The sequence below is a fragment of the Ktedonospora formicarum genome (assembly GCF_016587355.1).
Lineage (GTDB): Bacteria > Chloroflexota > Ktedonobacteria > Ktedonobacterales > Ktedonobacteraceae > Ktedonobacter > Ktedonobacter formicarum.
This window is the reverse complement of record NZ_BNJF01000008.1, coordinates 266,054-289,988: the sequence shown is the minus strand read 5'-3', so window position 1 is coordinate 289,988 and position 23,935 is coordinate 266,054. Positions and strand designations below refer to the sequence as shown.

General features: G+C 51.4%; 23 protein-coding genes and 5 pseudogenes. 15 read left to right on the top strand and 13 right to left on the bottom strand.

The features are described from left to right. Nucleotides 1-4: 4 nt before the first annotated feature. From K3T82_RS42795 to K3T82_RS42770, 6 genes are all read right to left on the bottom strand, one after another. Nucleotides 5-1,339 (bottom strand): MFS transporter, encoded by a 1,335-nt coding sequence (locus tag K3T82_RS42795; RefSeq protein ID WP_220199569.1) that lies wholly within the window; start codon nt 1,337-1,339, stop codon nt 5-7. Further along, complete coding sequence (locus tag K3T82_RS42790; RefSeq protein WP_220199568.1) at nt 1,332-2,753, bottom strand: NAD(P)-binding domain-containing protein; 1,422 nt, start codon at nt 2,751-2,753, stop codon at nt 1,332-1,334. Before K3T82_RS42790 ends, K3T82_RS42795 begins: the two co-directional genes overlap by 8 nt. 77 nt (nt 2,754-2,830) lie before the next feature. Continuing rightward, on the bottom strand, nt 2,831-3,340 hold the full coding sequence (locus K3T82_RS42785; RefSeq protein ID WP_220199567.1) for an arsinothricin resistance N-acetyltransferase ArsN1 family A: 510 nt from the start codon (nt 3,338-3,340) through the stop codon (nt 2,831-2,833). Continuing rightward, nucleotides 3,325-3,885, bottom strand: coding sequence for a MarR family winged helix-turn-helix transcriptional regulator (locus tag K3T82_RS42780; RefSeq protein ID WP_220199566.1), 561 nt, complete (start codon nt 3,883-3,885; stop codon nt 3,325-3,327). Before K3T82_RS42780 ends, K3T82_RS42785 begins: the two co-directional genes overlap by 16 nt. 263 nt (nt 3,886-4,148) lie before the next feature. Next, nucleotides 4,149-4,475 carry a hypothetical protein gene (locus tag K3T82_RS42775; RefSeq protein WP_220199565.1) on the bottom strand — a complete coding sequence of 109 codons (327 nt, stop codon included), beginning with the start codon at nt 4,473-4,475 and terminating at the stop codon, nt 4,149-4,151. Nucleotides 4,476-5,138: 663 nt separating this feature from the next. Continuing rightward, nucleotides 5,139-5,393 (bottom strand): hypothetical protein, encoded by a 255-nt coding sequence (locus K3T82_RS42770; RefSeq protein ID WP_220199564.1) that lies wholly within the window; start codon nt 5,391-5,393, stop codon nt 5,139-5,141. 197 nt (nt 5,394-5,590) lie between these two features. On the opposite strand from K3T82_RS42770, the pseudogene K3T82_RS42765 reads away from it, so the two are divergent. From K3T82_RS42765 to K3T82_RS42735, 8 genes and pseudogenes are all read left to right on the top strand, one after another. After that, nucleotides 5,591-5,854 (top strand): annotated as a pseudogene (locus tag K3T82_RS42765) (transposase); the annotation flags it as partial. A gap of 254 nt (nt 5,855-6,108) precedes the next feature. After that, nucleotides 6,109-7,342: pseudogene (locus K3T82_RS42760) on the top strand (IS110 family RNA-guided transposase). Between the two features lie 50 nt (nt 7,343-7,392). Continuing rightward, the gene (locus K3T82_RS42755; RefSeq protein WP_220199562.1) at nt 7,393-7,602 is read left to right on the top strand and encodes a hypothetical protein; all 210 of its coding nucleotides are present in this window, start codon (nt 7,393-7,395) and stop codon (nt 7,600-7,602) included. Then, nucleotides 7,590-8,309: an IS3 family transposase gene (locus K3T82_RS42750; RefSeq protein ID WP_220199612.1), complete on the top strand. Its 720-nt coding sequence runs from the start codon at nt 7,590-7,592 to the stop codon at nt 8,307-8,309. The genes K3T82_RS42755 and K3T82_RS42750 overlap by 13 nt, the downstream gene beginning before the upstream one ends. Nucleotides 8,310-8,758: 449 nt before the next feature. Then, nucleotides 8,759-9,061 (top strand): annotated as a pseudogene (locus K3T82_RS50640) (alpha/beta hydrolase fold domain-containing protein); the annotation flags it as partial. A gap of 88 nt (nt 9,062-9,149) precedes the next feature. Beyond that, the gene (locus K3T82_RS50635) at nt 9,150-9,392 is read left to right on the top strand and encodes an alpha/beta hydrolase (RefSeq protein ID WP_420799409.1); all 243 of its coding nucleotides are present in this window, start codon (nt 9,150-9,152) and stop codon (nt 9,390-9,392) included. Between the two features lie 20 nt (nt 9,393-9,412). Further along, entirely contained in the window at nt 9,413-9,853 is a 441-nt protein-coding gene (locus K3T82_RS42740) for a nuclear transport factor 2 family protein (protein ID WP_220199560.1), read from the top strand. A gap of 59 nt (nt 9,854-9,912) precedes the next feature. Continuing rightward, a complete protein-coding gene (locus K3T82_RS42735; protein ID WP_220199559.1) occupies nt 9,913-10,839 on the top strand; it encodes a DUF6220 domain-containing protein in 927 nt (308 codons plus the stop codon). A 464-nt stretch (nt 10,840-11,303) separates the two neighbouring features. On the opposite strand, the gene K3T82_RS42730 is transcribed toward K3T82_RS42735, so the two are convergent. After that, nucleotides 11,304-11,570, bottom strand: coding sequence for a hypothetical protein (locus tag K3T82_RS42730; protein ID WP_220199558.1), 267 nt, complete (start codon nt 11,568-11,570; stop codon nt 11,304-11,306). Between the two features lie 427 nt (nt 11,571-11,997). Between K3T82_RS42730 and K3T82_RS42725 the strand changes: the two are divergent. The 3 genes and pseudogenes from K3T82_RS42725 to K3T82_RS42715 all read left to right on the top strand — a co-directional run bounded on the left by K3T82_RS42725 (nt 11,998) and on the right by K3T82_RS42715 (nt 13,605). Beyond that, nucleotides 11,998-12,724, top strand: a pseudogene (locus tag K3T82_RS42725) (IS1 family transposase). A gap of 131 nt (nt 12,725-12,855) precedes the next feature. Further along, nucleotides 12,856-13,062, top strand: coding sequence for a hypothetical protein (locus K3T82_RS42720; protein WP_220199557.1), 207 nt, complete (start codon nt 12,856-12,858; stop codon nt 13,060-13,062). A gap of 12 nt (nt 13,063-13,074) precedes the next feature. Next, on the top strand, nt 13,075-13,605 hold the full coding sequence (locus K3T82_RS42715) for a DUF4253 domain-containing protein (RefSeq protein WP_220199556.1): 531 nt from the start codon (nt 13,075-13,077) through the stop codon (nt 13,603-13,605). Between the two features lie 491 nt (nt 13,606-14,096). Here K3T82_RS42715 and K3T82_RS42710 read toward each other — a convergent pair whose 3' ends face one another. Further along, entirely contained in the window at nt 14,097-14,423 is a 327-nt protein-coding gene (locus K3T82_RS42710) for a hypothetical protein (protein WP_220199555.1), read from the bottom strand. Between the two features lie 355 nt (nt 14,424-14,778). On the opposite strand from K3T82_RS42710, the gene K3T82_RS42705 reads away from it, so the two are divergent. Beyond that, nucleotides 14,779-15,732, top strand: a complete 954-nt coding sequence (locus K3T82_RS42705) for a hypothetical protein (protein ID WP_220199554.1) — start codon at nt 14,779-14,781, stop codon at nt 15,730-15,732. 287 nt (nt 15,733-16,019) lie between these two features. On the opposite strand, the gene K3T82_RS42700 is transcribed toward K3T82_RS42705, so the two are convergent. The 3 genes from K3T82_RS42700 to K3T82_RS42690 form a co-directional block, all read right to left on the bottom strand. Continuing rightward, a complete protein-coding gene (locus K3T82_RS42700; protein ID WP_220199553.1) occupies nt 16,020-16,775 on the bottom strand; it encodes a response regulator transcription factor in 756 nt (251 codons plus the stop codon). Nucleotides 16,776-16,899: 124 nt separating this feature from the next. Next, the gene (locus K3T82_RS42695) at nt 16,900-18,159 is read right to left on the bottom strand and encodes an ATP-binding protein (protein ID WP_220199552.1); all 1,260 of its coding nucleotides are present in this window, start codon (nt 18,157-18,159) and stop codon (nt 16,900-16,902) included. Then, nucleotides 18,159-18,419, bottom strand: coding sequence for a hypothetical protein (locus K3T82_RS42690; protein WP_220199551.1), 261 nt, complete (start codon nt 18,417-18,419; stop codon nt 18,159-18,161). The genes K3T82_RS42695 and K3T82_RS42690 overlap by 1 nt, the downstream gene beginning before the upstream one ends. A 261-nt stretch (nt 18,420-18,680) precedes the next feature. Between K3T82_RS42690 and K3T82_RS42685 the strand changes: the two genes are divergently transcribed. The 3 genes from K3T82_RS42685 to K3T82_RS42675 are packed head-to-tail and all read left to right on the top strand — an operon-like array spanning nt 18,681 to nt 22,152. Continuing rightward, nucleotides 18,681-19,445 carry a DedA family protein gene (locus K3T82_RS42685; RefSeq protein WP_220199550.1) on the top strand — a complete coding sequence of 255 codons (765 nt, stop codon included), beginning with the start codon at nt 18,681-18,683 and terminating at the stop codon, nt 19,443-19,445. 58 nt (nt 19,446-19,503) lie between these two features. Continuing rightward, entirely contained in the window at nt 19,504-20,589 is a 1,086-nt protein-coding gene (locus K3T82_RS42680) for a DUF4097 family beta strand repeat-containing protein (RefSeq protein ID WP_220199549.1), read from the top strand. A gap of 18 nt (nt 20,590-20,607) precedes the next feature. Next, the gene (locus K3T82_RS42675) at nt 20,608-22,152 is read left to right on the top strand and encodes a nitrilase-related carbon-nitrogen hydrolase (protein ID WP_220199548.1); all 1,545 of its coding nucleotides are present in this window, start codon (nt 20,608-20,610) and stop codon (nt 22,150-22,152) included. A gap of 772 nt (nt 22,153-22,924) precedes the next feature. Here the strand turns inward: K3T82_RS42675 and K3T82_RS42670 are convergent. Then, nucleotides 22,925-23,170 (bottom strand): annotated as a pseudogene (locus K3T82_RS42670) (IS982 family transposase); the annotation flags it as partial. Nucleotides 23,171-23,428: 258 nt separating this feature from the next. Further along, on the bottom strand, nt 23,429-23,923 hold the full coding sequence (locus K3T82_RS42665) for a cupin domain-containing protein (RefSeq protein WP_220199546.1): 495 nt from the start codon (nt 23,921-23,923) through the stop codon (nt 23,429-23,431). Between the last annotated feature and the right edge of the window lie 12 nt (nt 23,924-23,935).

Genomic DNA, 23,935 nt, shown 5'->3' with positions numbered 1-23,935 from the left:
GTTCTTAGGAGGTGTGCCATGAGGATGAACGTGTCACGACAATGCCACATCCTGCCAGTACAAAGCCCACGACACAGCACCAGAAAGCCACGTCGTAGCGCCCAAATAGATCATAGAGCCATCCTGCCGCCAGCGGTCCCAGTGCTGTGCCGAACGCTATGGGAAGACCTTGCAAGGCGGTAATGGTTCCATAGGCTTTCTTCCCAAAGTAGTCAGCCACCACCGACGCCTTGAGAGGAGAAATGGCTCCAAAGGCGGCCCCGTAGAGTAGCACGTAGAGCAGTAACCAGGGCACCGAGGGAGCGAGAATCAAGACCACAACTCCGAGCGCTTGTACGACATGGCAGAGGCCAAGCAGGAGGCGTGGGGACACACGTTCGCTGAGGAGATTGAGTCCCACCCGTCCTGGCAGACTTGCCAGTCCCAATCCACCGGTCAGTGTGGCTGCAAGTACGGGATCATAGCCCCTATTGATCATGTGGGCAATCTGGTGGGTGAAGAGAATAGTATTCCCCAGCATGGCAATACTGAAAGAGATTGTGAGAGTCCAGAAGGGAAGTTGTGCCACGGCTTGTCGAGCGGTGACGCCTTCATGAAGGACGCCAGATGAGGCAAGCTGGTGAAGCTGGTTCTTCTCATGGCGTTTTTGGCGTGTGTCTTGTTGAGTTCTCGGTGCGCGTCGGAGGAGGAAACCATGCAAAGGAACCGCAATAAGCAGGTGGAGTCCTCCGAAGAGCATGAGCAGAGAGCGCCAGCCCATGAGGGGAAGAAGTACCCCGGCCAAAGGAAAGAAAATAGGAGAAGCTAACCCACCCAGAAAAGTGAGGATCGCGAAGGCTTTGCCGCGTCCACGATCAAACCATGTGGTGATGACGGTAAAGGTTACCGGATAGAGAAACAATGCCATCGCGATTCCCATGCCTCCTGCCCACAGGACCGCAAACTGCCATGACGCCTGAGAGAAAGCCAATGCAAAGAGGGTGACTCCTCCCAGCAACGAGCCCAGTGTCATCAGCAGGCGCGCTCCATACCGATCCACCAGATACCCTACGGGAACCCCAAGCAGCCCGGAGAGCAGCAAACTCATGGCATAGACGCCCGACACGCTGGCTCGATTCCAGTGGAAGGTCTGGTTTACTGGGACAATGAGCGTCCCGAAGAGGTATTGTGTGGTTCCATAGGAGATGATGGTTGTCAGGCCCAGCACGCTCACTAGGACCCAGCCGTAAGAGAAACGCCAGGAAGCATTGTCCCTGGCGTTTCTCGACGCTCTGTGCGAGGATGACACTCCCGTTGAAGACGGAGAAATGGCCTCTTCTCCACTATCTCGTCTAATCACAGCAGTTCCCTTGCGTGGTCAAAGGGAGGCGGTTTCGTGAAAATTGCCTGACCCCGAGTGTGACGGGCACCTGAACAGGTCGGGGAGACGACGGAGCACAGCAACCGGCGTTTTCGGCTTCGTTGTTAGTGGGTGAGCAGCATGATCCTCCATCGACAGAGCAGACGCCGGTCTCAGGTAATTCCAGTTCAACCCGGCGAGCGCTCTCCCAATCTCCGGTGAGAGCAGCCACAATCGAGCGCACCTGCTCATAGCCGGTGAGCATCAGGAAGGTGGGGGCTCGGCCATAGCTCTTCATTCCGACGATGTAGAAATTGGCTTCGGGATGGGTCAGCTCGTCCACTCCATGGGGGGGAACGGTACCGCAGCTATGCACATTGGGATCGATGAGAGAAGCCAGAGCGACCGGGCTCTCCACAGCCGGATCAAGTGTGAGCCGCAATTCATTGATAAGAGAGAGATCGGGGCGGAATCCGGTGGTTGCAATGATCTCATCAACGGCTGGAAGCTCCTCGAAGCCAGTGATCTGTATTCCCTCTGCTGTCTGAGCAAGCTTCTGAATGGACACATTGGTGAGGAGACGCACCTGCCCGCTTTCGACCAGATGCTGGAGGCGTGCCCCAAGATGTCCACGTTTGGCAAGCTCGTCATTCTCACCGCCACCATAAAGTTGTCCGACCTCCTTGCGGCGAATAGCCCAGAAGAATTGCGTGCCTGGTTCCTGGCAGGCTAGTTCCGCCAGATCCAGAAGCGCATTGAAGGCGGAATGTCCGCTGCCGACGACGAGTACCCGGCGACCAGCGTATCGGCTACGATCTCTTCCCAGCACATCAGGGATACCATAGAAGATGTGCTGGTGGAAGGTTCGCTCGCCTAGGGCAGGGACACCATATGCACCGAGGGGATTTGGATGCTCATACGTCCCGGAGGCATCAATCACGGCACGAGCCAGAATATCTTCTTCGTCTCCATTGGCACGCTGTACACGGAGGACGAACGGAGCCTCTTCACGTCCAGAGGTCTTCATCTTGTCATAACCCAGGCGTGTGACAGCAAGGACACGCGTGTTGAGGTGCAGATGTGGCGCAAGCGTGGGAACCTGGGCAAGCGGCACGAGATACTGCTCTACGAGGTCGTGTCCCAGTGGGTAGTCTTCGCCATCAGGCTTGCGCCAGTCAGTCTCTTCGAGGAGAGAGACGGCTTGCGTATCGAGCATATAGCGCCAGGGAGAGAAGAAGCGTACATGCCCCCAACGTAGGATTGAAGCCCCAACGCTTTCCCCCGCTTCAAATACCACAGGCGTTTCTCCGTTGCGTACCAGATGCGCAGCCGCAGCCAACCCCACAGGTCCTGCCCCAATGATTGCCACGGGAAGCGGAGATGATATATCAGAGAACGCAGATTGATTCGACATAGGTTCTTTCTATCCTTCTTCGTTTTTCTCAAGCATTTTTTTGCAGTGTTTTTCACTTGTTCTCTCTACTGACGCGATCACGCGCCAAAAGACGCAGCGGAGAGATTCGCTTGGAAGAGATATTCGACAATGACGACATCACGCCAGATGCCATCAAGCTGCCCATGTTTCTCATAGACGCCCACTTCACGAAAGCCCAGCGACCGAAGGAGCCCACGACTAGCAGTATTCTCAACAAACACACGAGAAATCAGTTTCCAGAAGCCCGCCGCTTCGCATGCCTGGAGCAGGTGTTGCATTGCCTCTTTTCCTGCTCCTTTGCCACGCCAGTTACGGCGAACATACACCGAGAATTCCCCTACTCCAGCATAACAAGGGCGAGCGCGATAGGAAGAGGTGGAGGCATAGGCAATGATGTCCTGCTCTTGCTCCACCACCACAATTGGATGAGACCCATCAAACCAGGATGCCACCATTGCTTCCGTGCGCAGTTCCGTCTCAAAGGTCCCCACACGGTCCTCTATTCCCTGGTTATAGATATGCGCAATCGCCGCCGCATCTGCGATTGTCGCTAGTCTTCTCCACATGTCGAGCCTCCGTCTACTGTTCCAATCTGTGCTGTGGCTTCTGTACTCAGAGTGAGCAGCGCCTGCTGGAGCAGTTCCAGGGAGGAGCGCACCATTGCATGCTGTTCCTCTGGAATATGCTTAAATGCCTGCTCGGCAAGAGTATTGAGAGTGCCATTGAGATCGGCTAGGCGTGTCTGACCGGTTGAAGACAGAGAAAGCTGAACCGTGCGTCGATCCTGAGTACTGGCAACCTTTTCCACCAGTCCCTCCTGAACCAGCTGTTCCACAGCACGACTTGTCCAGCTCTTATCAAAGCCCACGCGGCGACTGAGTTCTGCCAGGGTCACTGGGCTACTGCGACCTAGTTCCGTGAGCACCGTACATTGAGTGCTCGTGGTTCCACCACAGTAGGCGACGCAATTGCGCTGCAACTGTACATGTAAACGGGCAACTTCTCGTAACAATTTGCCCGTTGAAGGGAGCATTGATGCCATCTTCTCTCGTTTCTCGTTTCCCATTGCTCTTCCCAGTTCTTCTTTGTTGCTATTAGCAACGATTGGCATTGGAAGTATATCTTCTCCTTATTTTTGTTGTCAATGGCAACGTTGTGAAAAGCAACCAATGCTTGTTAATGAAAAGAAGCAGGTGGCATATCGAAGCGGTCAATGTGGGGAGGAAAATGAGATAAAAAAAGAGCCACAGATAATCTATCTGTGGCCATGTGAAACTCTCTCCAAAGAGAGCTTCTTTCCACTCCCTTTTTTAAAGGATGTAAGACTTACATCTGACAACTTCAAAGGTGGGCAAGGATTCGCCCACCAGCGCGCTAAGGCGTGCTTTGAGTTGGTACACTCTCCTGAGAAGATGAGCCGGTAATATCTTGTTGGGAAGGTGAGCCAGTCGTGTCCTGCTGAGAAGATGAGCCGGTAATATCTTGTTGGGAAGGTGAGCCGGTAATATCTTGTTGGGAAGGTGAGCCGGTAATATCTTGTTGGGAAGGTGAGCCGGTAATATCTTGCTGGGAAGGTGAACCATCCAATACGGCAAGAGATCTGGCATGGGAAATACTTTGTGGCTGACAGATCAGACCGATCACAAATACGAGAGTGAGCAAAGCCATGAACAGACTGACTTTTCGCATGTGTTTTAACATTGATAAACTCTCCTTCTCTTTTTCATACTTACACGTCTACATGTTGTGTGAGCTTTCTCTCTTTGCACCGCTGAGATGTTGCTCACACCTCCATTATAGAAGAGCTTCAACCATAGAAAAGAGCATAGCAAAAGCGCCATGAGGCATTGCACGTGGATGAGGAGTCAAATGCTGGTAGCTATAACGCAGCAGAACAAGCAACTGCTGCTAAGATCCCCCACTCTGAGCAGTGGCATACACAAGAGCCGAACGGAACAGTCACCTTATTGAGGTGCTGATAGATACGAAAGCGGACGCTAATGGAGATATTAAAGTTTATTACGTGCTCGGCGAGCATGGACTCTGTAGCAATCCCGAGTGGGCTTCATGTTTCTACCGTATGGCGTGCGTTAAGTGCTCCTTTTTCGTCCCGAGAGAACAAGCTCATCTTATTCAAGTACGTGATCATCTCAAACATTTCATGGAAGTTGTTGCGTTGACAGAAGAGGAAATGCTAGCAGTCTACGACGATGAGAAAAAGATTGAAGCGACACTTCAGCGAACTCAATCTCTCTCTCAAACACGCCCAATAGGTCGTATGACAACGGCACACGTCCCTGATGCCCACGATTCTTTCCGTTCAGGGGCAGCCCCGATCCCGGCTTGTTCTCCTAAGACATATTTTCACTTTTCATCCTTATGGTGCCACCAGGCATCAAGGTCTTGGAGACCAATGAGATGCCCTTGGTGCTCAAAGATAGCTCGACTCTGTTCTGCCTCCCTGCGCGCTGCCTGTGGCAACTGAAACAGATGCATACATTGCGCACGCAAGGCAAGGACATGACCCCGCCAATGCCCCTGGTATGTAGCTGGAATATATTCTTCCAAATCGCCGATGAGCCTGAGTGCTTGCCCTGCGTCCTCCCTAAGTACAATCATGCAACATTTTGGGCATGGTCCACCCTCAATGCACACCCGCATTACCAAGAAGATTATTTGATTGTACTTAGTGAAAAAAGTGAAAGTGAAGAAGAAAAGAGAGGTGTCTCTCATGTTCAAAAACAATCTTGTATGGTGTTGTCCCGTTTGGAGAGAAGGGCTAAAGTGAAAGAAGAAGACCCTTCAAGGAGACAACAATGGCAGAGCATCAACCCACATATACACGAGAATTCAAGCAGGAGGCGGTGCGACTGCTGCACGAAAGTGGCAAAAAGCAGGCCCAACTTGCTCGTGAGCTTGGCATCTCAGAGAGCAGCCTTTGGCGATGGCGGACCCAATACGAAGAGCATGGAGCTCAGGCCTTTCCAGGGAGTGGACATCCACGTCCTGAAGAAGCGGAACTCCGCCACCTCAAGCACGAGTTAGAGGTCGTCCAACAGGAGCGTGATATTCTAAAAAGAGGCATGCTCCTTCGGAGCACCACCGCGGATGAACCAAGGTATACTTGGAAGGAAGGGTCCCAACGCGCAGGACGAAGTTCACGCTTGTTAAGCCTTGAGCTTGGCTAAAAAGATGTTCCTGGGTATCGAAATGCACCACCGCATGTCGCTCCTTGAGAGGAAGCACGAAGAGGAAAGTATCATCTGTGCAGATACCCCATTGGTGACCTTTCACCCACCAACGTCTCTCTGTTTCACCAAGGAGGGTGGTTGCCATGCATGTGCTTTACCAATGTTGTTGCGGTCTTGATGTTCACAAGCGCTTCGTGGTTGCGTGTCTGATCTGGTATACCGAGGATGGCAAGCAGCACAAAGAGCTTCAACGCTTCTCCACGCTCACCCCTGATCTCCTCCGCTTGGTTGATTGGCTCCAAGCTGCCCACTGCACGCATGTGGCCCTCGAGTCCACGGGGGTCTATTGGAAGCCAATTTTCAACCTGATGGAGGGGCTCTTCGAGATCGTGTTGGTCAATGCCCAGCACATGCGCGGCAGTCCCTGGTCGCAAAACCGACACCAAAGATGCCCAATGGATTGCTGATTTGTTGCAACATGGCCTCCTCAAAGCCTCCTTCATTCCACCTCAACCCCAGCGCGACTTGCGCGATCTGACCCGCTATCGCAGCAATCTCAAGCAAGAGCGAACGCGTCATGTGAACCGTATCCACAAATTGCTGGAGGAAACCAACATCAAGTTGAGTTCCATCTTCGCGGACATGTTGTGCAAAACAGGACGTGACATTCTGCATGCCCTGGCCGCCGGGGAGATCAGGCCGGAAGTGTTAGCAGATCTGGCGTTGCGACGAGCGCCCCACAAACGGGATGCCTTGGTTCCTGCCTTGCAAGGCTGCATGCGAGCCCATCACTGCTTCTTGTTGGGGGAACTCCTCATGATGGTCGAGCACCTTGAGCGCAGTATCGCACGGCTGGATCGGGAAATCGAAGAGCGCCTTGCCCCTCAGAAGGAGACGATGGAACGACTCGATGCGATCACTGGGGTCAGTCAACGCGTGTTGGAAACGCTCTTTGCCGAGATCGGATGGGACCTGGGGACCTTCCCAGATGCGGCTCATCTCGCCTCTTGGGTGGGCATCTGCCCTGGGCAGCATGAAAGTGGAGGCAAGCGGATGAGTGGACGGACGCGCAAAGGGAATCGACATGCCAAAACCATCCTGGTGCAAGCAGGTCACGCTGCCGGAAAGACCAAAACGTACCTGGGAGCTCAATTTCGGCGGATGAGCAAGGGACGAGGACGCAAACATGCGGCAGTGGCGGTGGGACACAGTATTCTGCTGATCTACTACCAGATGCTCACTACGGGGCAGCCCTATGAAGAGAAAGGGGAAGACTACTTTACCCAACGAGACCAACACGAGAAACAACGGCGATTGGTCAAGCAGCTAGAGCGGCTTGGGTACCACGTTGACCTGACACCGCAACACGTCGCCTAGCTTCTTCTCTCGCTCTCCTCGCACCTGATGCGGGCACAGGGGGACTTTTTTTGCCTTGGGCGCAGCTGGTTCAGAGGAAAAGCTATCGCCATCTTCTCGCGCCCGCGCCTGTAAGATTCCAGTTTATTGCGGAGCATGCCCATGAGTACCCCATCCAACGTATGTGTCATGTGCTTGAGGTCTCGGTGAGTGGCTACTACGCTTGGCGAACGCGCCCACTGAGTGAGCATGCTCGGAAGATGGCTACCTGTGCGAACTGATTACGCAGATCTTCCAGACTCATCGTGGCCTCTATGGCAGCCCACGAGTGCATGCCGAATTACGGGACCTGGGCGTGCACTGCGCGCGCAAACGCGTCGTACGCCTCATGCAAGCGCTTGGGTTGCGGGTGTGTCTTCAGCCTCACCATATCCACACAACGCAACGCCAGCCAGGCGCGCAGGTGGCCCAAAATCTGCTCAATCGCGAGTTTGGGGCGAGTGACCCCAATTGCAAGTGGGTCGTGGACATCACCAGCATTTGGACTGCGGAAGGCTGGCTCTATCTGGCGGTGGTGCTCGATTTGTGCTCACGCATGATTGTTGGCTGGTCGATGGCGAGCACCTATGATGAAACGCTGGTCGAAGCCGCTTTGCGCATGGCTCTCGCTCGCCGGACTCCCCAGAAGAATCTGCTGCATCACTCCGATCAGGGATCTGAGTATACCAGCCAGGCCTACCTGGGGCTCTTGGAACAGTTAGGCATCCAGGTCAGTATGAGCCGAGTGGCCAATTGCTACGATAATGCTGCGATGGAAAGCTTTTTTTCCACGCTCAAAAAAGAGTGTGTCTATCGCATTCATTTACAGAGCCGTCAGCAAGCTCGGCAAGTCATCTTCGAGTACATCGAGGGATATTACAACCGAGTACGACGGCACTCAACGCTTGGATACCTGAGCCCATGGGAGTTTGAACATCGTCTGATCTAGCCTTGCTCTTTGGGCTTTCTTCCAAAGCGGGATATGACCACCTTGAAGGGTCTTCTTCTTTCACTTTAGCCCTTCTCTCCAAACGGGACAACACCACCTACCTCCTTTCAGATTATGACTTTCCTAGAAGAACACGACATGTGGTCCCCTTTTCAGTTATCAACAACAATGACAGAACGATGACAAAAAAGAAGAGCATGTTCATCTTCCTGTCACTTCCAGGCACTATACTATGGTTCAAACCGATCTGACATCCTTGACTCATGTTATGGCCAATCATTGCAATTAAAAACAGTCGACCCTCAGCGGCTCTCCTTCCCATTCGCAGTCTCTTTTGAACGCGTCAATGCAGACGGAGTCCCAGCACATTTCGTATATGCCAGAGGAGCCACCAAGAACAAGATCATCCACTACCTGCCTGGGGGCACTTCATAGATGTTGCGCGTGAGGTGCTTTTTTCCCTTACCGCGCAACTCTCTCAACAGACCGGAGTATATGTCCTCATGCCACAATACCGCCTGGCACCTGAATATCCTTTCCCTGCTGGCCTGCAGGAATGTATGACAGCATACGAGTGGCTGCGCACGCAGGGATTCGCCACCTCACAGATCATTATCGCAGGAAAATCGGCTGGTGGAAATCTGACGCTCACCACAGCCCTGGCATTACGCGAGAGCCATGAGGCGCTACCAGCAGCTCTGGTCGCCATCTCGCCAGCAGGCGATCTGACAACAGCCGAGCCTGATCCGCTGCTGAGAGACAAGGTTTCAAAAGCATATGCGTCCTATACCAATCATGGCACGGTGAGATCCCCATCATCTGCTGGTCTCGCTGCTCTACGTGGACGCACATGGCTTGCCACCAAGCTTCCTGTTGGCTGGGACGGAAGAGTTAGCGAAGAGAGATACGGTGCTGATGGCAGATCGATTACACAAAACTGGAGTCGAGGTCAAACAGGAGATTTGGCCTGGAATGTGGCATGCCTGGCTCCTTTTTGCAACAGAGAACACCACGTTATCTCCAAACAATGCATTACCTGAGGCACAATTATCCATTATACATATCACAAAATTTATACGGTAGCAGCAGAAAAGAGGAAACTCATGAGCAACTTTCAGAGCATTATTGATCGCTTCGAGATAGAGGCGCTGCGTGGCGAGTTCACCGACGCAGGGATGATGCGCGACTACGGCCGCCTCGCGGCGCTGTTCACCGAGGATGGCGTGGTGCGGATCCTCCACATCAACGCCGAAGCCGTCAGCCGGGAGGAGATCCGCGCCGGAGTCGAGCGGCTGCAGGATCTCTGGGACTACTTCGTGCAAACCACGCACCCAGGCACAATCCAGCTTGAGGGCGACACTGCTCTCGGTCGTGCATACATCTGTGAGCTCGGGCACCTGCGCGAGGGCGGCTCGCAGTTGAACTATGGCGTGTACCACGACCGCTACCGGCGCACCGAGGACGGCTGGAAGTTCGCCGAGCGCGTCTATGAAGTCAGATACCTCGACACTACTCCGCTGACAGGCTCGGCACCCTCTGCGTAGGGTGCCCGCGAAGAAGTCGACCGAGAACACGTCTTCGACGAAAGGAAGGTAATTCACCTATGACTCACTCCCGAATGCTCCTTTTCTATCTGATGCTGGCTGGACTGATCTTACTGGGCATCTTAATAGAAGGCTTTCTCATTGGAACGTCGCTATTTGCAGGCACGATCTGGGGACGAACAACACATAGTGCTCTGGGACTGCTGCTGTTGCTGCTCACGCTGCTGTTGCCACTAGCGGCATTGCTGGCGCGATTGCCTGGCAAAATGACCATCTGGAGCGCGGTGCTTTTCGTGCTGACACTGCTCCAGGTGGCGCTGGCTGGCTTCACCAGAAGCGTTCCGTTTCTGGCAGCATTGCATCCGTCTAATGCAATGCTGCTGTTTGGTCTGAACGTGATCCTAATCATTCAAGGATGGCAAATGAGAGGGAAGAAGCGCCCTGAAACGGAGCAAGCACAGACAGCAAATGCGCTTCCTGATGATGGGGGAGCACGCAATCGGGTGCCGCTGGAGATTAATCTGGGGACCGGAGGCTACCTCCTGTATACGCTTATCAGCGTGGGTGTCCTCACACTCTTTCTCCTCAATCGCAATGATGTTGTCAACGCTGTCAAAACGCTGAACCCTGGTTTTTCGCAGCGTGAGATCGACGGTTCTGTGTACTCGATCCAGGTGATCGTCGTAGGGGCACACATCTTCTTTGGCACCTGCACAGCCTGCCTTGCCTTCCTGATTCGCACAGGCAAGAACTGGGTACGCATAGCAAGCAGCGTTGTAGCTGGCCTTGTAGTTCTGGAAATATGCTACGAATGGCTCTCGCCGACGGATGTCCCGGCAATCCTGGCTCCCAATCAGCGGATTTACGCTGTCTTTGTTCAGATTCTCATGATTTTGATGATTCTGTCCTGTGTTGCGTTGCAATGGCTCCCCAGGCGCGCGACTTCTTCACCGTTGATAAGCGGCGTGTTTCCTGACTTGCTGTGAATTTGCCAAGGTAGCTCTGTTTGACCCAAGTGGCAGAGGCGATGCTGTCGCTTTTTAAGCGTGAAACTCTTTGTGATAGACAGGCAGAACCTTGATTTCAAACATATGCATCGGAAAGCATTCGCACAGGGAAAGTGTCGAAGGCAGGCAAGGGTCCTTACAGATACGTGTAAATTCGGGGAAGACCTCATCGCAGATGGACATCAGCTTGTTCTTGCGTTGAATTGCTTCACGACTCAGTTCGTATCGATGGCACATCAATCCACGCAAGAGCGATGCAGCCACTATCGGGGGAACGGCACGTCGAACCAGTTGGGTTTGATCTGTCCTTGTGCCCCCAATTCAAGCTGGTAGTACAAGGTGTTGGCCAAGCCGAGCGCGTCACGCTTATCCGTTTTCAGCATCCCTGTAGGTCGCTCCTGAACATGGATCACATACACGGAGCCATCCAACTCCCAAAGGTATTAGACCAGAGCCTTGTGATAGTGGCCAGTTTTTTCGACCATGACAGAGACTTGAGCAAGAGGCACGAGAGAACGAAAGCTCTCGCGCGATTGGTCGAAAGCAAGAACAGGGCAGCTTTCAAATTGTGTATGATGCTGGAGCAGAGTCTGATAAGCAAAGTCTGCGATATGCGAATGCTTCCCAATATCAACATCGACATACAGCGATTCGTTCGCAAGAGGAAACACAGCGCTCATCTGAATGTGTTTCAAGGCTCCTAGAGGCATTTGCTTGTACTCCTCGCTCAAAAGGATATGTACGGTCTTCAAATCCTTGTTTCGCATTGTTCTCTCAGATTATGGCTACACACATGTCGAAGGAAATGGCAGGTAGCATCTCGCGAGCCAGAGATGTGGCATCGCTTGATCCGCATCTCTGGCATGAGCCACCTCACACCATTTCGAGTAAGCCTCAAGCTCTCAAGAGTTGCTTGAGGCTTACTCGAAGTGAAATGTCTATCTTCTCAATATCAGGTATGCGATTATCGAGCGCCTTGTTTTACGGAGCACGAACCACACCACGCTATTTCATATCCTGGTTAGGTTCATTCCATTACTATCAATAACGAATTCTCGGTAGTGGTGAAAAAGGGAATGATGTGGTAGCATAAGGGCATCATACATACATGAGGTTAAAGATTCCATGATCACCGTCATTGTTCATTGTCCTCATTGTGGAAGTGACGCACTGGTGCGTAATGGCTGATCTCCTAATGGGAAACAGAAATATCTCTGCCGTGGTTGCCAAAGACAAAGCAGAGAGAATCCGACACCACATGCGTATCCAGAAAACCGTCGAGAAGAGATTCTGCACGCCTACGAAGAACGTAGCAGCTTACGAGGCCTGGAACGAACCTTTGGGGTTTCACGTAACACGGTGATCGCCTGGATAAAAAAAAGCCGTCAAGCTGCCAGCGTTGAGCGAAACACTGATCAAGCCTGATGCCAACGATATGGATGCAACCGTACTGGAGTCGGATGAGCTTTGGTCTTTTGTGCTAAAAAAGACACGCCAAGCCTGGATTTGGATTGCGTTGTGTCGTAAGACACGACAAGTCGTGGCGTATGCTGTAGGAGATCGAAGTGAACAGACCTGCCGTTGCTTGTGGAAAGCCATCCCACTCCCGTATCGTAAAGGCCGCTGCTTCACCGATTTTTGGGCGGTCTATCAAGCGGTGATCCCAGAAGATCAGCACACTGCGACTGGCAAAGAAGCTGGTGAAACGGCCCATGTGGAACGGTGGAATAACACACTTCGATAGCGCCTGGCTCGCTTTGTTCGCAAAACGCTCTCTTTCTCCAAATCCTTGGTAATGCATGAGGCTTGTCTGAATCTTTTTCTCCATCGATATAATCTTGAGCTAGTTCGTCGTCTTCTGTAAACTCCTCCTCGGCTTGTGGTCAAGTGGAGCGAAATACGAACAGGAACGACCCATGGAAGGCAAGTCCCTCATTTCCGGCTTCCATAAGGATGCAAAGAAATAGAAGAAAAAATCTCGTATGAGGAGGAAAGATGGAACGCCTCAGTACTCTCTTGAAACAGCATCAGATTGAGGGTGGCTCATTGGAGATACTCTTCCCCACGGCCCAAGAAAAGAGCTATGTGCTCACGTGTGAGGGCACAGCGGCATTTTCCTGCTGGCAGCGCTTGCGTAGCCTTGTCACGCGAACAGAGTACTGGCCCGTGATTTTGGGCGGCGTCGACATTTATCTCGATTAGTATGGTTCCTCAATGCATTCTCTCTTAGAGGAGAGCCAGACCATTGATATCACCGAGTGGGTAAAAGAGGGAGATGTAGAGCGAGCACTTCTCGCAGCTGCACAAGAACGAAGCAGGTTGGCACAGGAAGGAGGCGAAGACGAGGAAGAACCTTGGATACAGGATCCTTTGGAAGGGTTTCTGGAGGAGTTACAAGCAACAGCCAAGGTCCAGCTCGCCTTGTTTCCTACCATCAACTGTTGGGAAGTTCCCGCGTTCTTACAATTTGGCGATTTTAATGAGTGTCCACGAGCAAGTATCCACATCAGCGTCATGAAACACTGGTCTCAGAAGTACGGACTGGAGCTCGTGAGTATGTCTCACTGCGATTGGTTTGCATTCGTTGCCCATCCACCGAAAAATCGAGCAGAGGCACTTGTCCTGGCCCTAGAGCACATTGAATACTGTCCTGAGTTTATTGTTGATACCCAATGTCAAGGAAACGTCGAAGCTCTGGCATCCTGGCTCCTTCACGCTTCGTATTGGCCTTTCTGGTGGGATTAAGGGGACCCTCGCGATCAGCCCATCCTGCTCTTCTATTTCGATGGGCTGATCCTGTTCTGGATTGTCCAGAGATGACAACCTGTCCGTGTTGGGTTGGTTCAAGCATCTCCTCGTTGTTCCTCACGGTCGAGAGATGGAGCTGGATCTTCTCGACTTTGCTTTTGATAGATCCCGCTGTGATACTCTGCATCTCTTTGGAGGCTGACCCATGCACGTAAGTCTATTACTTGCATTATGCGGATAGAAAATCGTGATCGTTATCATAGTCCCCCTCTCATTCATAATGTTCTTATGCTACCTTATCATTCTCTTTTTAGCCACCACCGAATTCTCTTTGTTTTGTAGAAACTACATCATGGAACATTTTAAGACTTTTCATAAGGTTATAACATTTAATGTGAATAAAGTGGTCTCCAGTTTCCTCCATGATGAGAGCAACTTCCTCGTAGCCCTCCAGACTTCCCATAGGTCGTGTCCGCACATTCCATCACCTACCCTTTCCCACTCCAGAATGAGGCGTTACACGCGAAATAGGTACAGAATCCAGGAGCAGGTCTATAAATGAACGCCCCTGGCTCAAAATTGTAGTCGTAAGGATTGCTGTTCACCCCAACGATGGCAGGCGGTTCTGTTGGCTGTGGTGGAGGTGGTGGCTCTGTTGGTTTTGGCTTTGGGGTCGGCGACGGTTTGGGTGTTGGTGTCGGACTGGGAGTGGGTGAAGGGGTAGGCGTAGGTGTCGCTTTCGTGGGTGTTGCTTGGATTGCCTTGGTTGCCTGAGTGACAGCAGACGAGGTCGCTGGAGCCTGAGGAGATGTCACAGCCACAAACACTAAGCACAGAAAACCGACCCAGACGATGACTGCAAGGCCAATGGCGTTTTTTCAAGTTTTGTGAATGGTTTCCTCTTTGGTTTGAGTGGCCTATATGGTGGCCCCATCCCAGGCGGGGATGGGAACGGAGGCTTTGGTCGATAATATTGATGAGGTGGTAGCGACGGTGGTACTGGATGCGGTTGCGTTGGATCATTATGCATGCTTCCCTACGAATATCATTTCATCGATGTATCTCTATATCCGATGCCGCAGGAAAGATTTAGGAGATGCATAAGTAGTACCAAAAAGAGGGAGTGGCTTCACAGAAACAATACAGGGAGATGATAGGGCTGACCATGCTATGCCGCATGAGGCTAGCCGTGTGCGGGAAGATGTTCCAACGTCGCACTCTCTATTGCACCAAAGACTCGCGGAAATTGGGGACATCTTGCGCGACCTGCCACCAACCTCCCTACGCGAGATTGCCCAGGATTGCTCCCAACGCTTTAGCCAGAGCAACGAGAAAACGGGAGTGCATCTCAAGCGGCTTCATGAACACCTTGAGATCTTGCATCTGGCCGCCGTCGATGCGCTGGTATGCACATGGCTCCCTGATCCTGGGTACATGCCCTCCCGGCTCAATGCAGGCTGGGTCTTGAAACGCTACTATGCCTATGGCGAGCAGGGAGAAGAGCCTTCAGCTGACATCTTTGCCTGGGAACGCTGGGTCATTGAGTACGGCTTTAACTATGAGTTGCTGGAGATGGCAGCCAGTCAGCAGAGCGCAGAGGAGAGAGGGTATGTTCGTCCGCTTCCCCATGAGCTCGTGCTCAATGGGGCGTGTCTGGATGTTCTGAGACGACAGCGCTTCTGGACAAAGGGCGCAAGCGCAGGCATGCTAGCGCATGGGCTGCTCTTTGTGGATCTCGATGGGATGCTCTTCACGCCCCAGGAGTATGAACAGTATCGCAGCCAGGTGCTTGAGTGTGCGCTTGCAGGCCACCCTCTTAAGGATGAGTCTACGGAAGAGGGGGAACTACATGCCTATCTCGCCTGGCTGGCTTCGCAAAATAAGCATGAAGATGAATCTTGGGACTCACTGACGCACCTCTCCCCGCAGATGCAATCGCTGGCCTATCAGCTTGCGGAGCAGATTGACCACCGGAGGATCAAGCTCTGTGTCTCCCAGCATCCTGGGACTGGGGAAGAGGTGATCCGGGTGATCGAGCGTCACTCTCCCGACAATGATTGGCTTCTCTGGACCCAGGACCATGTCTCGCTCTGGCTTGAAGCCTATCATGAGCAAGCTTTATAGAAAGTTGTATGACAATGGTTTAGAAGATACTTCCTATAGACATTAAGCGAAATATACTTGCAAATTGATGCGCTTGTATGGGACAGAAGAAAAAGCGTCATGCTTGTTGGCTTATTACCATCAAGGATGGTCTGGAAGTGGCAAGCATGAGGGATCGTCGCGGCAGTTGTTTCTTAGGAAAGGTGAGCAGATATGGCACGCGCTCATGCTGTGCCGTCTGAAGGGTGATTTTTGAGGTCGTGGAGAAGGCAATCGAAGATCAGTTGATAAGCTTGTGGATTGTACCATCATGGCTGAGATGAGTTCTGGAAACGATACCCGATGCCCCACACAGTGGCAATTTTTTCGCCATAAGGACCCAGTTTCTTCCGTAGGCGTTTGATCTGGGTATCAACCACGCGATCCAGGCCCTCGTAACTATCGCCCCAAATCTGTTCTAACAAGAACTCACGACCAAATGGTCGGCCAGGATAGGAAGCAAGAAGCAAGAGCAGATCATACTCTTTGCGCGTCAGCTCAATTTCCCGGTTATAGAGCTTCACAACACGTATATCTGGGTAAATAGAGAGAGAGCCATGGACGAGTGGTGGCGTTGTTTCTAGATGCGGTAGTGGGGTGAGAGAACGCTGCGTTGTTTCCTCGTTTGTCTTAGGGGCAGAAGAGAGTGTATTTTGGCGTTCAAAAGCGACACGGCGAAGAATAGCATAGATTCTGACGCGGAGTTCTTGCATACTAAAGGGCTTGCCGATATAGTCATCGGCTCCAACTTCCAAACCTAATACGCGATCAACTAGCTCAGTCCGAGCGGTGAGCATGACAATCGGGACGAGATGACGTTGTCTGATACGTCGGCAGACCGCCAGGCCATCCAGTCCAGGCAGCATCCAATCCAAAATCACCAAGTCAAAAGGCTGCTCCTCTGCGTACTGCGCACCAAGCAATCCGTCAAACGCTTGTATCACCTGATGTCCATCTGCTACTAGTTCAGCCCTAATCAAATTACTGAGATCAATCTCATCTTCAATAAGCAAAATATGTGCCACAGAATCTTTTCTCTTGTTACCTCTCTACCTATTGCTTTCGCTGTGACTGCGAAAAGTCACTCACAGTGTGATCTTATCATAGGATGTAGATGTCTGAAAACTGATAGTACTGGCAATTATGCGCTCAGGCGATTGGCAGCCTGACGCTGAAACAACTTCCTTCACCAACAGAACTCTCCACAGCCACCGAGCCTCCCATGGCTTCAATCAACTCGCGCACAATCGCTAATCCCAATCCAACTCCGCCACCTGTTGGAACATCTTCTGGTCGATAGAAGCGCTCAAAGATGTGTGCTTGATGAGCGGGCGCAATGCCCATACCTGTATCAGCGACTGCTAGTACGAGATGATCCTGGTCTGCCTGTTGCAGCGTAATCGCGACAAGCCCACCATGAGGAGTATACGTAATAGCATTACGCACTAGATTGAGCAAAACCTGCTGCACTCTCTGACGATCCGCTTGTACCGCTGGTAGTCCTGGTGCGATGGTCTTGCCTACTGTGATACGACGTTCGCTGTATGCAAGCGGTTTGAGAGTTTGATAGACTTCCTCAATGACTTCCTGAAGGCGAACTGCCGTCATAGAGAGATGGAGTTCATGCGCCTCCTCCCGGGCAAGGGCTAGCAGTTCATCAAACAGTGTTCCCAGGCGTATTGCCTCACGATGAATAATCGTCAGATAGGCTTGCTGGTGTTCTGGGACTGTACTGGGGGACGTCGTCTCGTTTGCCAGTTGTAGAAGAGCCTCTGCATGACCCCGAATATTGGCGACTGGGGTACGTAAATCGTGAGAAAGATTGGCAATTAAATCACGGCGCTGTTGCTCAGCGCGGTCCGCACGAGCACGCTCACGCTTGATGGTTTCGCGTGCCTCCATTAATGCGCGCTCACGCTCATCAATGGTAAGCATGAGCCGCGCAAAATGCCCCCAGAGATCAGCCATCCCATCGAGCAAGTTGAAAGGTAGGAGGATCAGCGCAATGCTCCCTTGGAACAGGAGTCGGGAAAATATGAATATTCTTTCGCTTTGATGAGCAAGCAAAGCGAAGACTCCCCATAGGGCAAACAGAGGAAATGCGAGCAGGCATACACTGAGAATCAGAATTCCAATCACCCCACTGCAAAAGATACTAGTAGGCCACAGCATCCCGACGCACAGACTGAATGGCCCCTTTGCCAGCAGATAGATCAGGGTTTTCCAGGTAATCCCCTGGCTGAGATGCACACGAAGGCCAGGACGTCTCGCTGTTATTTTCAACAATGATGAAGGCAACACAGGAATATCTATCTGGAGCCAGTGGCGAACCAAGACACCCTCAAAGACTGCCATCCCCCACCATGTGATGATCGTCAGATAAAGCAGAGGAATCCCAATGAAGAGCATCAATGCACACTCCAGAATTGCCATCCCCCCCAATTGATGACTGTGAAGTAAACCAGAGGAATTCCGATTCCTAACGATAATAGCCCGATGCCTCCAAGTATCCCCAGGATCAGCATCCCGCTGAAACAGAGTCCGAGCGGGACTGAAACGATGAGATAGAGCTGTTTGAGGTACGTCTGTCGCTGTGTAAACGTGCGCAGGGTTTGCCTGCCCAACTCTGCAAAAGAGGATCTGCTATTTTTATCTGTACCCTGCGACATTTTCCTGTTCATAGTTTTTGTGACGCAGATACCTCAGATGGGTTGAGGGGAGAACGCGTCACCCTCCTTTTTTGTCTCTGCCTCGATAGTAACACATATGTGTGTCAAAACCATGTCACATGGACATTTTCTCGCGCGAGAAATGACACAGAAACACCATCTCCACCACAAATTTCTGCCACAAACACAGCGTATGCTAGTTTTGTCTTCCACGAGAACCCTTGTCTTGCGTAAAAAGAAAAGAAGAGAGGATGATATTCAATGTCTGTCTGGATCGAAAGTATGATTCATCAGCTTATGGAGGCTTTAGGATATACAGGTGTTGCTATCTTAATGTTTCTCGAATGTATCTTCCCGCCCATTCCTTCCGAATTGATTGTGCCATTAGCAGGTTTTAGTACGGTACGAGGAGAATATTCTTTTCTCTGGGTCTGTGTTGCGGCAACGCTTGGCTCCGTACTAGGCGCTATCGTGCTCTACTCTATCGGGAAGTTGGTAGGAGGCGTGCGCCTGATTGGTTGGGCTGATCGTTACGGCAAATGGTTGGGCGTTTCAGGGAAAGATATTCACCGAGCCATACGATGGTTTGAGAAACATGGCAACGCTGTAGTCTTTTTCTGCCGCTTTGTGCCGGGCATTCGCTCATTGATCTCCATTCCCGCTGGGATGGCTTCAATGAATATGCTTCCCTTCACACTCTACACAACTGTTGGCTCGGCACTCTGGGTTGCTGCGCTGGCCTATGTTGGCCGTCTCCTGGGAGACAATTACGAACTGGTTGATACCTATATTGGCCCTCTCGGCACGCTCATTCTGATTCTGGTAGCTCTGACCCTGTTTGGATGGATCGTGTGGCGTATCGTTCGCCGCCGCCGCTCCTCTCGCTCGCAATTGGAACAGACTCCAACGCAGATCTTGCCGCAGGTACAGGAACCACAACAGCTTCAATGTAAAGGGATGTATCCTCCTGCTATAGGGTCGCAGCAGCCTCCTCAATTCAAACCATCCCCATTTCGACAGCACTGAGGACTACAACAATGTCGACTGCCATACGCTTGCATTGACCTGAAAGGGAGTCAGAACTATGAATGAGCAAGATCCTCGATCTGCTTCTCAAGAGCATCAAAAAGGTCAGGAGGAGCAGAGAGAGACGAATAGAGATCCTCGCGAGCAATCCCATGCGAGCACAGAGAAAGAAGAGCAGAGATATATGTCTTTGCCGACGGGAGAAAAGATTCAACCGATAGAAGCCCTCCCCCGGCAGCAATCATTACCAGGGCGCAAACATCATCAGGCGTGGCACTGGCTACTGGTTCTCATTCTGGCGCTTGCTGGCATATTGTGTGCCATACGCTTCTTCCCAACGACAGATACTCGGGCTTTTTCCGCAACAGCACATCCGCATATCAAATTGTATACGTCTACAGGGAATGTCCAAATTGCCGTTCACAATGCTGCTACGACAGAAGCCAAGATAACAAAACAAATGGTGGGTCTAACGCAAGAGGTGAAGTATCAACAGAATGGTGATACTGTTGAAATCGATATTGATTCGCACGCTCCTTTCCTTGTGGGCAGTGCGCCTGTCGTTATGGAACTGGCATTGCCTGCTTCTACGCAGCTAGAGGTGGCTACGAAAGATGGAAATATAGAAATTGCAGGTACTCAGAGGAATACCGCCTTGCGCCAGCTCAATATACAAACACATGCAGGGAGCGTCAGAGTGAAGCATATGTCGCTAGCCGATCACATGCGCCTGCGAACAGACAATGGAAATGTTGCGATAGATGATATGACAGGGAGCATTGATGCTCAGACGAAGAGCGGGGCTGTAACTGTTGAGCATTCTCGACTCTCTCGCTCTTCACTCCTGCTTACAACTGGGGGCAATGTGGAAATGAAGCAAACCGTGCTTGCTGAGAAGGTTGAAGCCAGGAGTAACACAGGGAGTATATTCTTCCAGGGCATGCTGGAAGTTGGTGGCATGTATGACTTCAAGACAAATGCAGGTCATATCGATCTGAGGCTCTCCAAAAATGGCACATACCACTTTGCGACCTTAACAGGGACAGTCAAGAACGAATTCACACATGATACGACTGGCAACAGCCCAAAAGCAACGGTAAACGCTTCAACACAAGCGGGCTTGATTGTCATCAAAAAGGATTAACAAGAGGAAAAGGATTTCATGAAAAAGCATGTATCTCTACTCCAGGTGAGTTCCACCTTACGTTATAGATATCTCTGGTTGGTACTGGCTGTTCTCCTCTCGCTGTTCGCGACGAATGGGCGCTGGGACCTTCCGCTAGCAGCCTGGCTTGCCCCTCTCTTTCTCTTGCGTTTTACACGTACTAGCAATCTACTCCTGGGATATGGTGGAGCCTTACTCACTTCAATCGTCAGCATGACGTTTTTCCTCTATCAGTCGCAAATGCTGGAAAGTCCGATCATCATCGTCGCGGCTATCATTATAGGGATCATTCTGAGTATCCCTTACTTGCTTGATCGGCTCATTACATCCAGACTTAGCCCAGTGAACGCATTACTTGCGACACTTGCCTTTCCTTTGGGAAAGGTGCTAAGTGAATACCTTGTGACCTTACTCCTTCCTTTCGGGAGTGTCCTCTCACTTGCCTATACTCAACATGACAACGTGCCGCTGTTACAACTTCTGGCTATTACAGGTACCTACGGGATCAGCTTCCTCATGGCCTGGTTTGCCTCCGTTGGGAACTTCATTTGGGAGCGAGATTTTTCCTGGTCCAGGGTACGCACTATCGCAGTATTCTATAGTTGTGTGCTCATACTGGTCCTGCTAGGTGGTAGTGTACGCCTGACCTTCTTTGCCCCCTCCGCTACAACCATTCGTGTCGCTGGCATCAGCCCAGCATTTTCCGTACGCAAAACGGAGTGGCGAAAAATCATACAAATTATGCAAAAGGAGCAACTCTCCGATACTGACTTCTCTGCCCTGCATTCCTCAATCGCTGCCATAAACGAACCACTACTGCTCCAGAGCCAACGTGAGGCACAAGCTGGCGCAAAAATCGTTGTCTGGCCCGAATCGGCGGCTGCCACATTGGCGGAAGAGGAAGCAGGGCTGCTTGAGCGTGGTAAGGCCCTGGCAAAGCAGGAAGGCATGTACCTGGAAATAGGGTATGTCGTTCTCCACTATCAGCATTCTCTCCAGATTACGCAAAACAGGACAGCTCTCTTTGACCCTCAGGGTCGGGTGAACTGGATCTACGACAAAGCTCATCCAATTCCTGGAATGGAGGACTATGTGCCTGGTGATGGGAAGGTGCCTGTAGTCGAAACCTCCTATGGGACCATTGCCAGTGTCATCTGTTTCGATGCGGATTTTCCTGATCTGATGCGTCAGGGAAGGAGCAAGGGCGTTGATATTATGCTGGTGCCCTCAAACGATTGGCGAGGAATTGACCCCTGGCAAACATATAATACGACCTTCCGAGCCATTGAAAATGGGTACTCGTTGGTACGACAAACCAGCAATGGATTGTCGATGACGGTTGATTATCAAGGGCGTGTTCTTGCAGCAACTGATTACTTCACAACAGAGCATCAAACCATGATCGCCTCTGTTCCGTCACAGGGAGGACAGACGATTTATGCGATTGTTGGGGATGTGTTCGCCTGGCTCTGTATGGCAGCCTTGTGCTTCCTGGTTGGATTGGTCATTTTCACCACGTATCAGAGGCACTTGCGTCATTAGGCTTCTTTCTCGTAATCTCTACTGTTGATATTACTCATGATGAGTAGATAGCATGCTCCCGGCATTGTAGTCGGGAGCCTTTAGTTTCTGTCCAGTATTTCAGGTAAGAGCGAATATTCCACTTGTTGGTTGGCTGATCCCAACACCACCCACTCTGTCAGTTCGTGTACTTTAAGTCCCCAATTTGTGGAGAGGAAGAGCAACACGACTCTTTGGCTAAAATCGGCTTTTCGGGCTTGAGACAGAAAAGGGTTTCTTTAATCCTGCAAGCCACAACGAGGGATTTGCCTCCTATTAAGAGCGTATTGCATCTTCTTACATCCGAGATGGCATGGGTAAAGAGAACCCAAGCAACTCGGCCAGTTCCTCTGTCAGCTTCCGCATGGCTCTTAGCGTTACCGTGGAACCATGAATAACGGATCGTTGGATCTCGCCTCATAGCTTCCCGCTTCAAATTGGTTGGATTGGTCTTTTGCATAGATGATCATCTTTATAGAAGACCAATCCACACTGAGATATAAAATGGCGTAATGAGACTCATCCCATTACCATCAATAACGAACTCCCTTTGTTTTGCCATTCAGCCATAGCGGTTAAAAATATGCGAGGTATTTTCTCTTTATATACCTTGCGGTACTTCAGAGGAAACCTGTGCATTTTTCTAAAAAATCGTGAGTTCTGTTTAGGCCAGGCCGATCAAGCAGCCAGGAGAGCGCGTTTGTCAAGATGCAAACCCGGTTTTCGATCCTGATAGCTATAGGCGATGAGCCCTGCGCGTGTAACTCACCAGTTGAGGAAATTCACTGGTGAGATGCATCTGGACATACTCGGTGTAATAGGCTTTGAACGTTCGATAGTGCGACTGATGAAAATGAACGAGAATCGTCATCACCTCACTAGGACAGAGGTGACCAGCGCGCGCTCGCTGCTTGCCTGCGGCCAGTTGGCTCGCCCTCCACTGCGGAGCAAAGCTGAGCAGAAAATCATCGACATCACAAAACGATTCAAGTAAACTCATGACGAGATCCCTCCAATGTGTAGATCCTTTTGCTTTGTGGGGCGGAATTCGGTGGGTGAGTATTCAGAAGCCTGAAGCAGCCAGCAGAGGAATTAGACACCTTCCCCTCTGCTGACCATGTCTCTTTTACCTGTTTTGCCGCCCACAAAGCAAAAGAATCTACAAACTTGTGGCCAAGGAGCGAGCACGAACAAAAAGAAAAAGCGCTGGCGAGAAGAGTGAGAGCAGAGAAAGCGGTTCTGCTTTCCCTGTTCTCATCTAGAAATGTATCCCAACCGTCGCGTTCTCTTCGGGGGTAGCGATCCAAAAACCATATCTGGCACCAACCATTGCCGAGCATGCGAAGTCTTCAGGTGTCACCGGATGGAGTGCATCCGTCATTGGTCTTCCCGCCTCCCGCAAGAATTGCCCCAGCCTTTTTGTCGTAGCAATCAATTGGATGACCGGGAAGTCTCCAATGTTGCGGAAGGCGTGTGGTACATTGACTGGAATATGGACGTAATCGCCCTCCGTCGCCTCGATCCATTCGTCGCCTCGATCATTGTCCTGCCTGAGAACCAGCACCTTCCCAGAGAGAATGAAAAAATCCTCTGTTTCAGGGTGGCTGTGAAGCGGAACAAAACCGCCTGGTGGGATCATACCTTTTAGCATACAGAAGTCGCTTTGCGCATCTTCCGGCGCAGTCAGGAACTCAATGGTTGGCCCAAAAAGATCGATGGTCAGGCCAGTTGTTGGGTTTTTCTCAACACTCATGCGTTTTTCACT

Bases quoted from the DNA above. Each gene is read 5' to 3' on its own strand.
- K3T82_RS42790 (WP_220199568.1), bottom strand. From the start codon at position 2,753: ATGTCGAATCAATCTGCGTTCTCTGATATATCATCTCCGCTTCCCGTG.
- K3T82_RS42785 (WP_220199567.1), bottom strand. From the start codon at position 3,340: ATGTGGAGAAGACTAGCGACAATCGCAGATGCGGCGGCGATTGCGCAT.
- K3T82_RS42780 (WP_220199566.1), bottom strand. From the start codon at position 3,885: ATGCCAATCGTTGCTAATAGCAACAAAGAAGAACTGGGAAGAGCAATG.
- K3T82_RS42775 (WP_220199565.1), bottom strand. From the start codon at position 4,475: ATGTTAAAACACATGCGAAAAGTCAGTCTGTTCATGGCTTTGCTCACT.
- K3T82_RS42770 (WP_220199564.1), bottom strand. From the start codon at position 5,393: ATGATTGTACTTAGGGAGGACGCAGGGCAAGCACTCAGGCTCATCGGC.
- K3T82_RS42740 (WP_220199560.1), top strand. From the start codon at position 9,413: ATGAGCAACTTTCAGAGCATTATTGATCGCTTCGAGATAGAGGCGCTG.
- K3T82_RS42735 (WP_220199559.1), top strand. From the start codon at position 9,913: ATGACTCACTCCCGAATGCTCCTTTTCTATCTGATGCTGGCTGGACTG.
- K3T82_RS42730 (WP_220199558.1), bottom strand. From the start codon at position 11,570: ATGCCTCTAGGAGCCTTGAAACACATTCAGATGAGCGCTGTGTTTCCT.
- K3T82_RS42720 (WP_220199557.1), top strand. From the start codon at position 12,856: ATGGAACGCCTCAGTACTCTCTTGAAACAGCATCAGATTGAGGGTGGC.
- K3T82_RS42715 (WP_220199556.1), top strand. From the start codon at position 13,075: ATGCATTCTCTCTTAGAGGAGAGCCAGACCATTGATATCACCGAGTGG.
- K3T82_RS42705 (WP_220199554.1), top strand. From the start codon at position 14,779: ATGCCGCATGAGGCTAGCCGTGTGCGGGAAGATGTTCCAACGTCGCAC.
- K3T82_RS42695 (WP_220199552.1), bottom strand. From the start codon at position 18,159: ATGCTCTTCATTGGGATTCCTCTGCTTTATCTGACGATCATCACATGG.
- K3T82_RS42690 (WP_220199551.1), bottom strand. From the start codon at position 18,419: ATGTCGCAGGGTACAGATAAAAATAGCAGATCCTCTTTTGCAGAGTTG.
- K3T82_RS42685 (WP_220199550.1), top strand. From the start codon at position 18,681: ATGTCTGTCTGGATCGAAAGTATGATTCATCAGCTTATGGAGGCTTTA.
- K3T82_RS42680 (WP_220199549.1), top strand. From the start codon at position 19,504: ATGAATGAGCAAGATCCTCGATCTGCTTCTCAAGAGCATCAAAAAGGT.
- K3T82_RS42675 (WP_220199548.1), top strand. From the start codon at position 20,608: ATGAAAAAGCATGTATCTCTACTCCAGGTGAGTTCCACCTTACGTTAT.
- K3T82_RS42665 (WP_220199546.1), bottom strand. From the start codon at position 23,923: ATGAGTGTTGAGAAAAACCCAACAACTGGCCTGACCATCGATCTTTTT.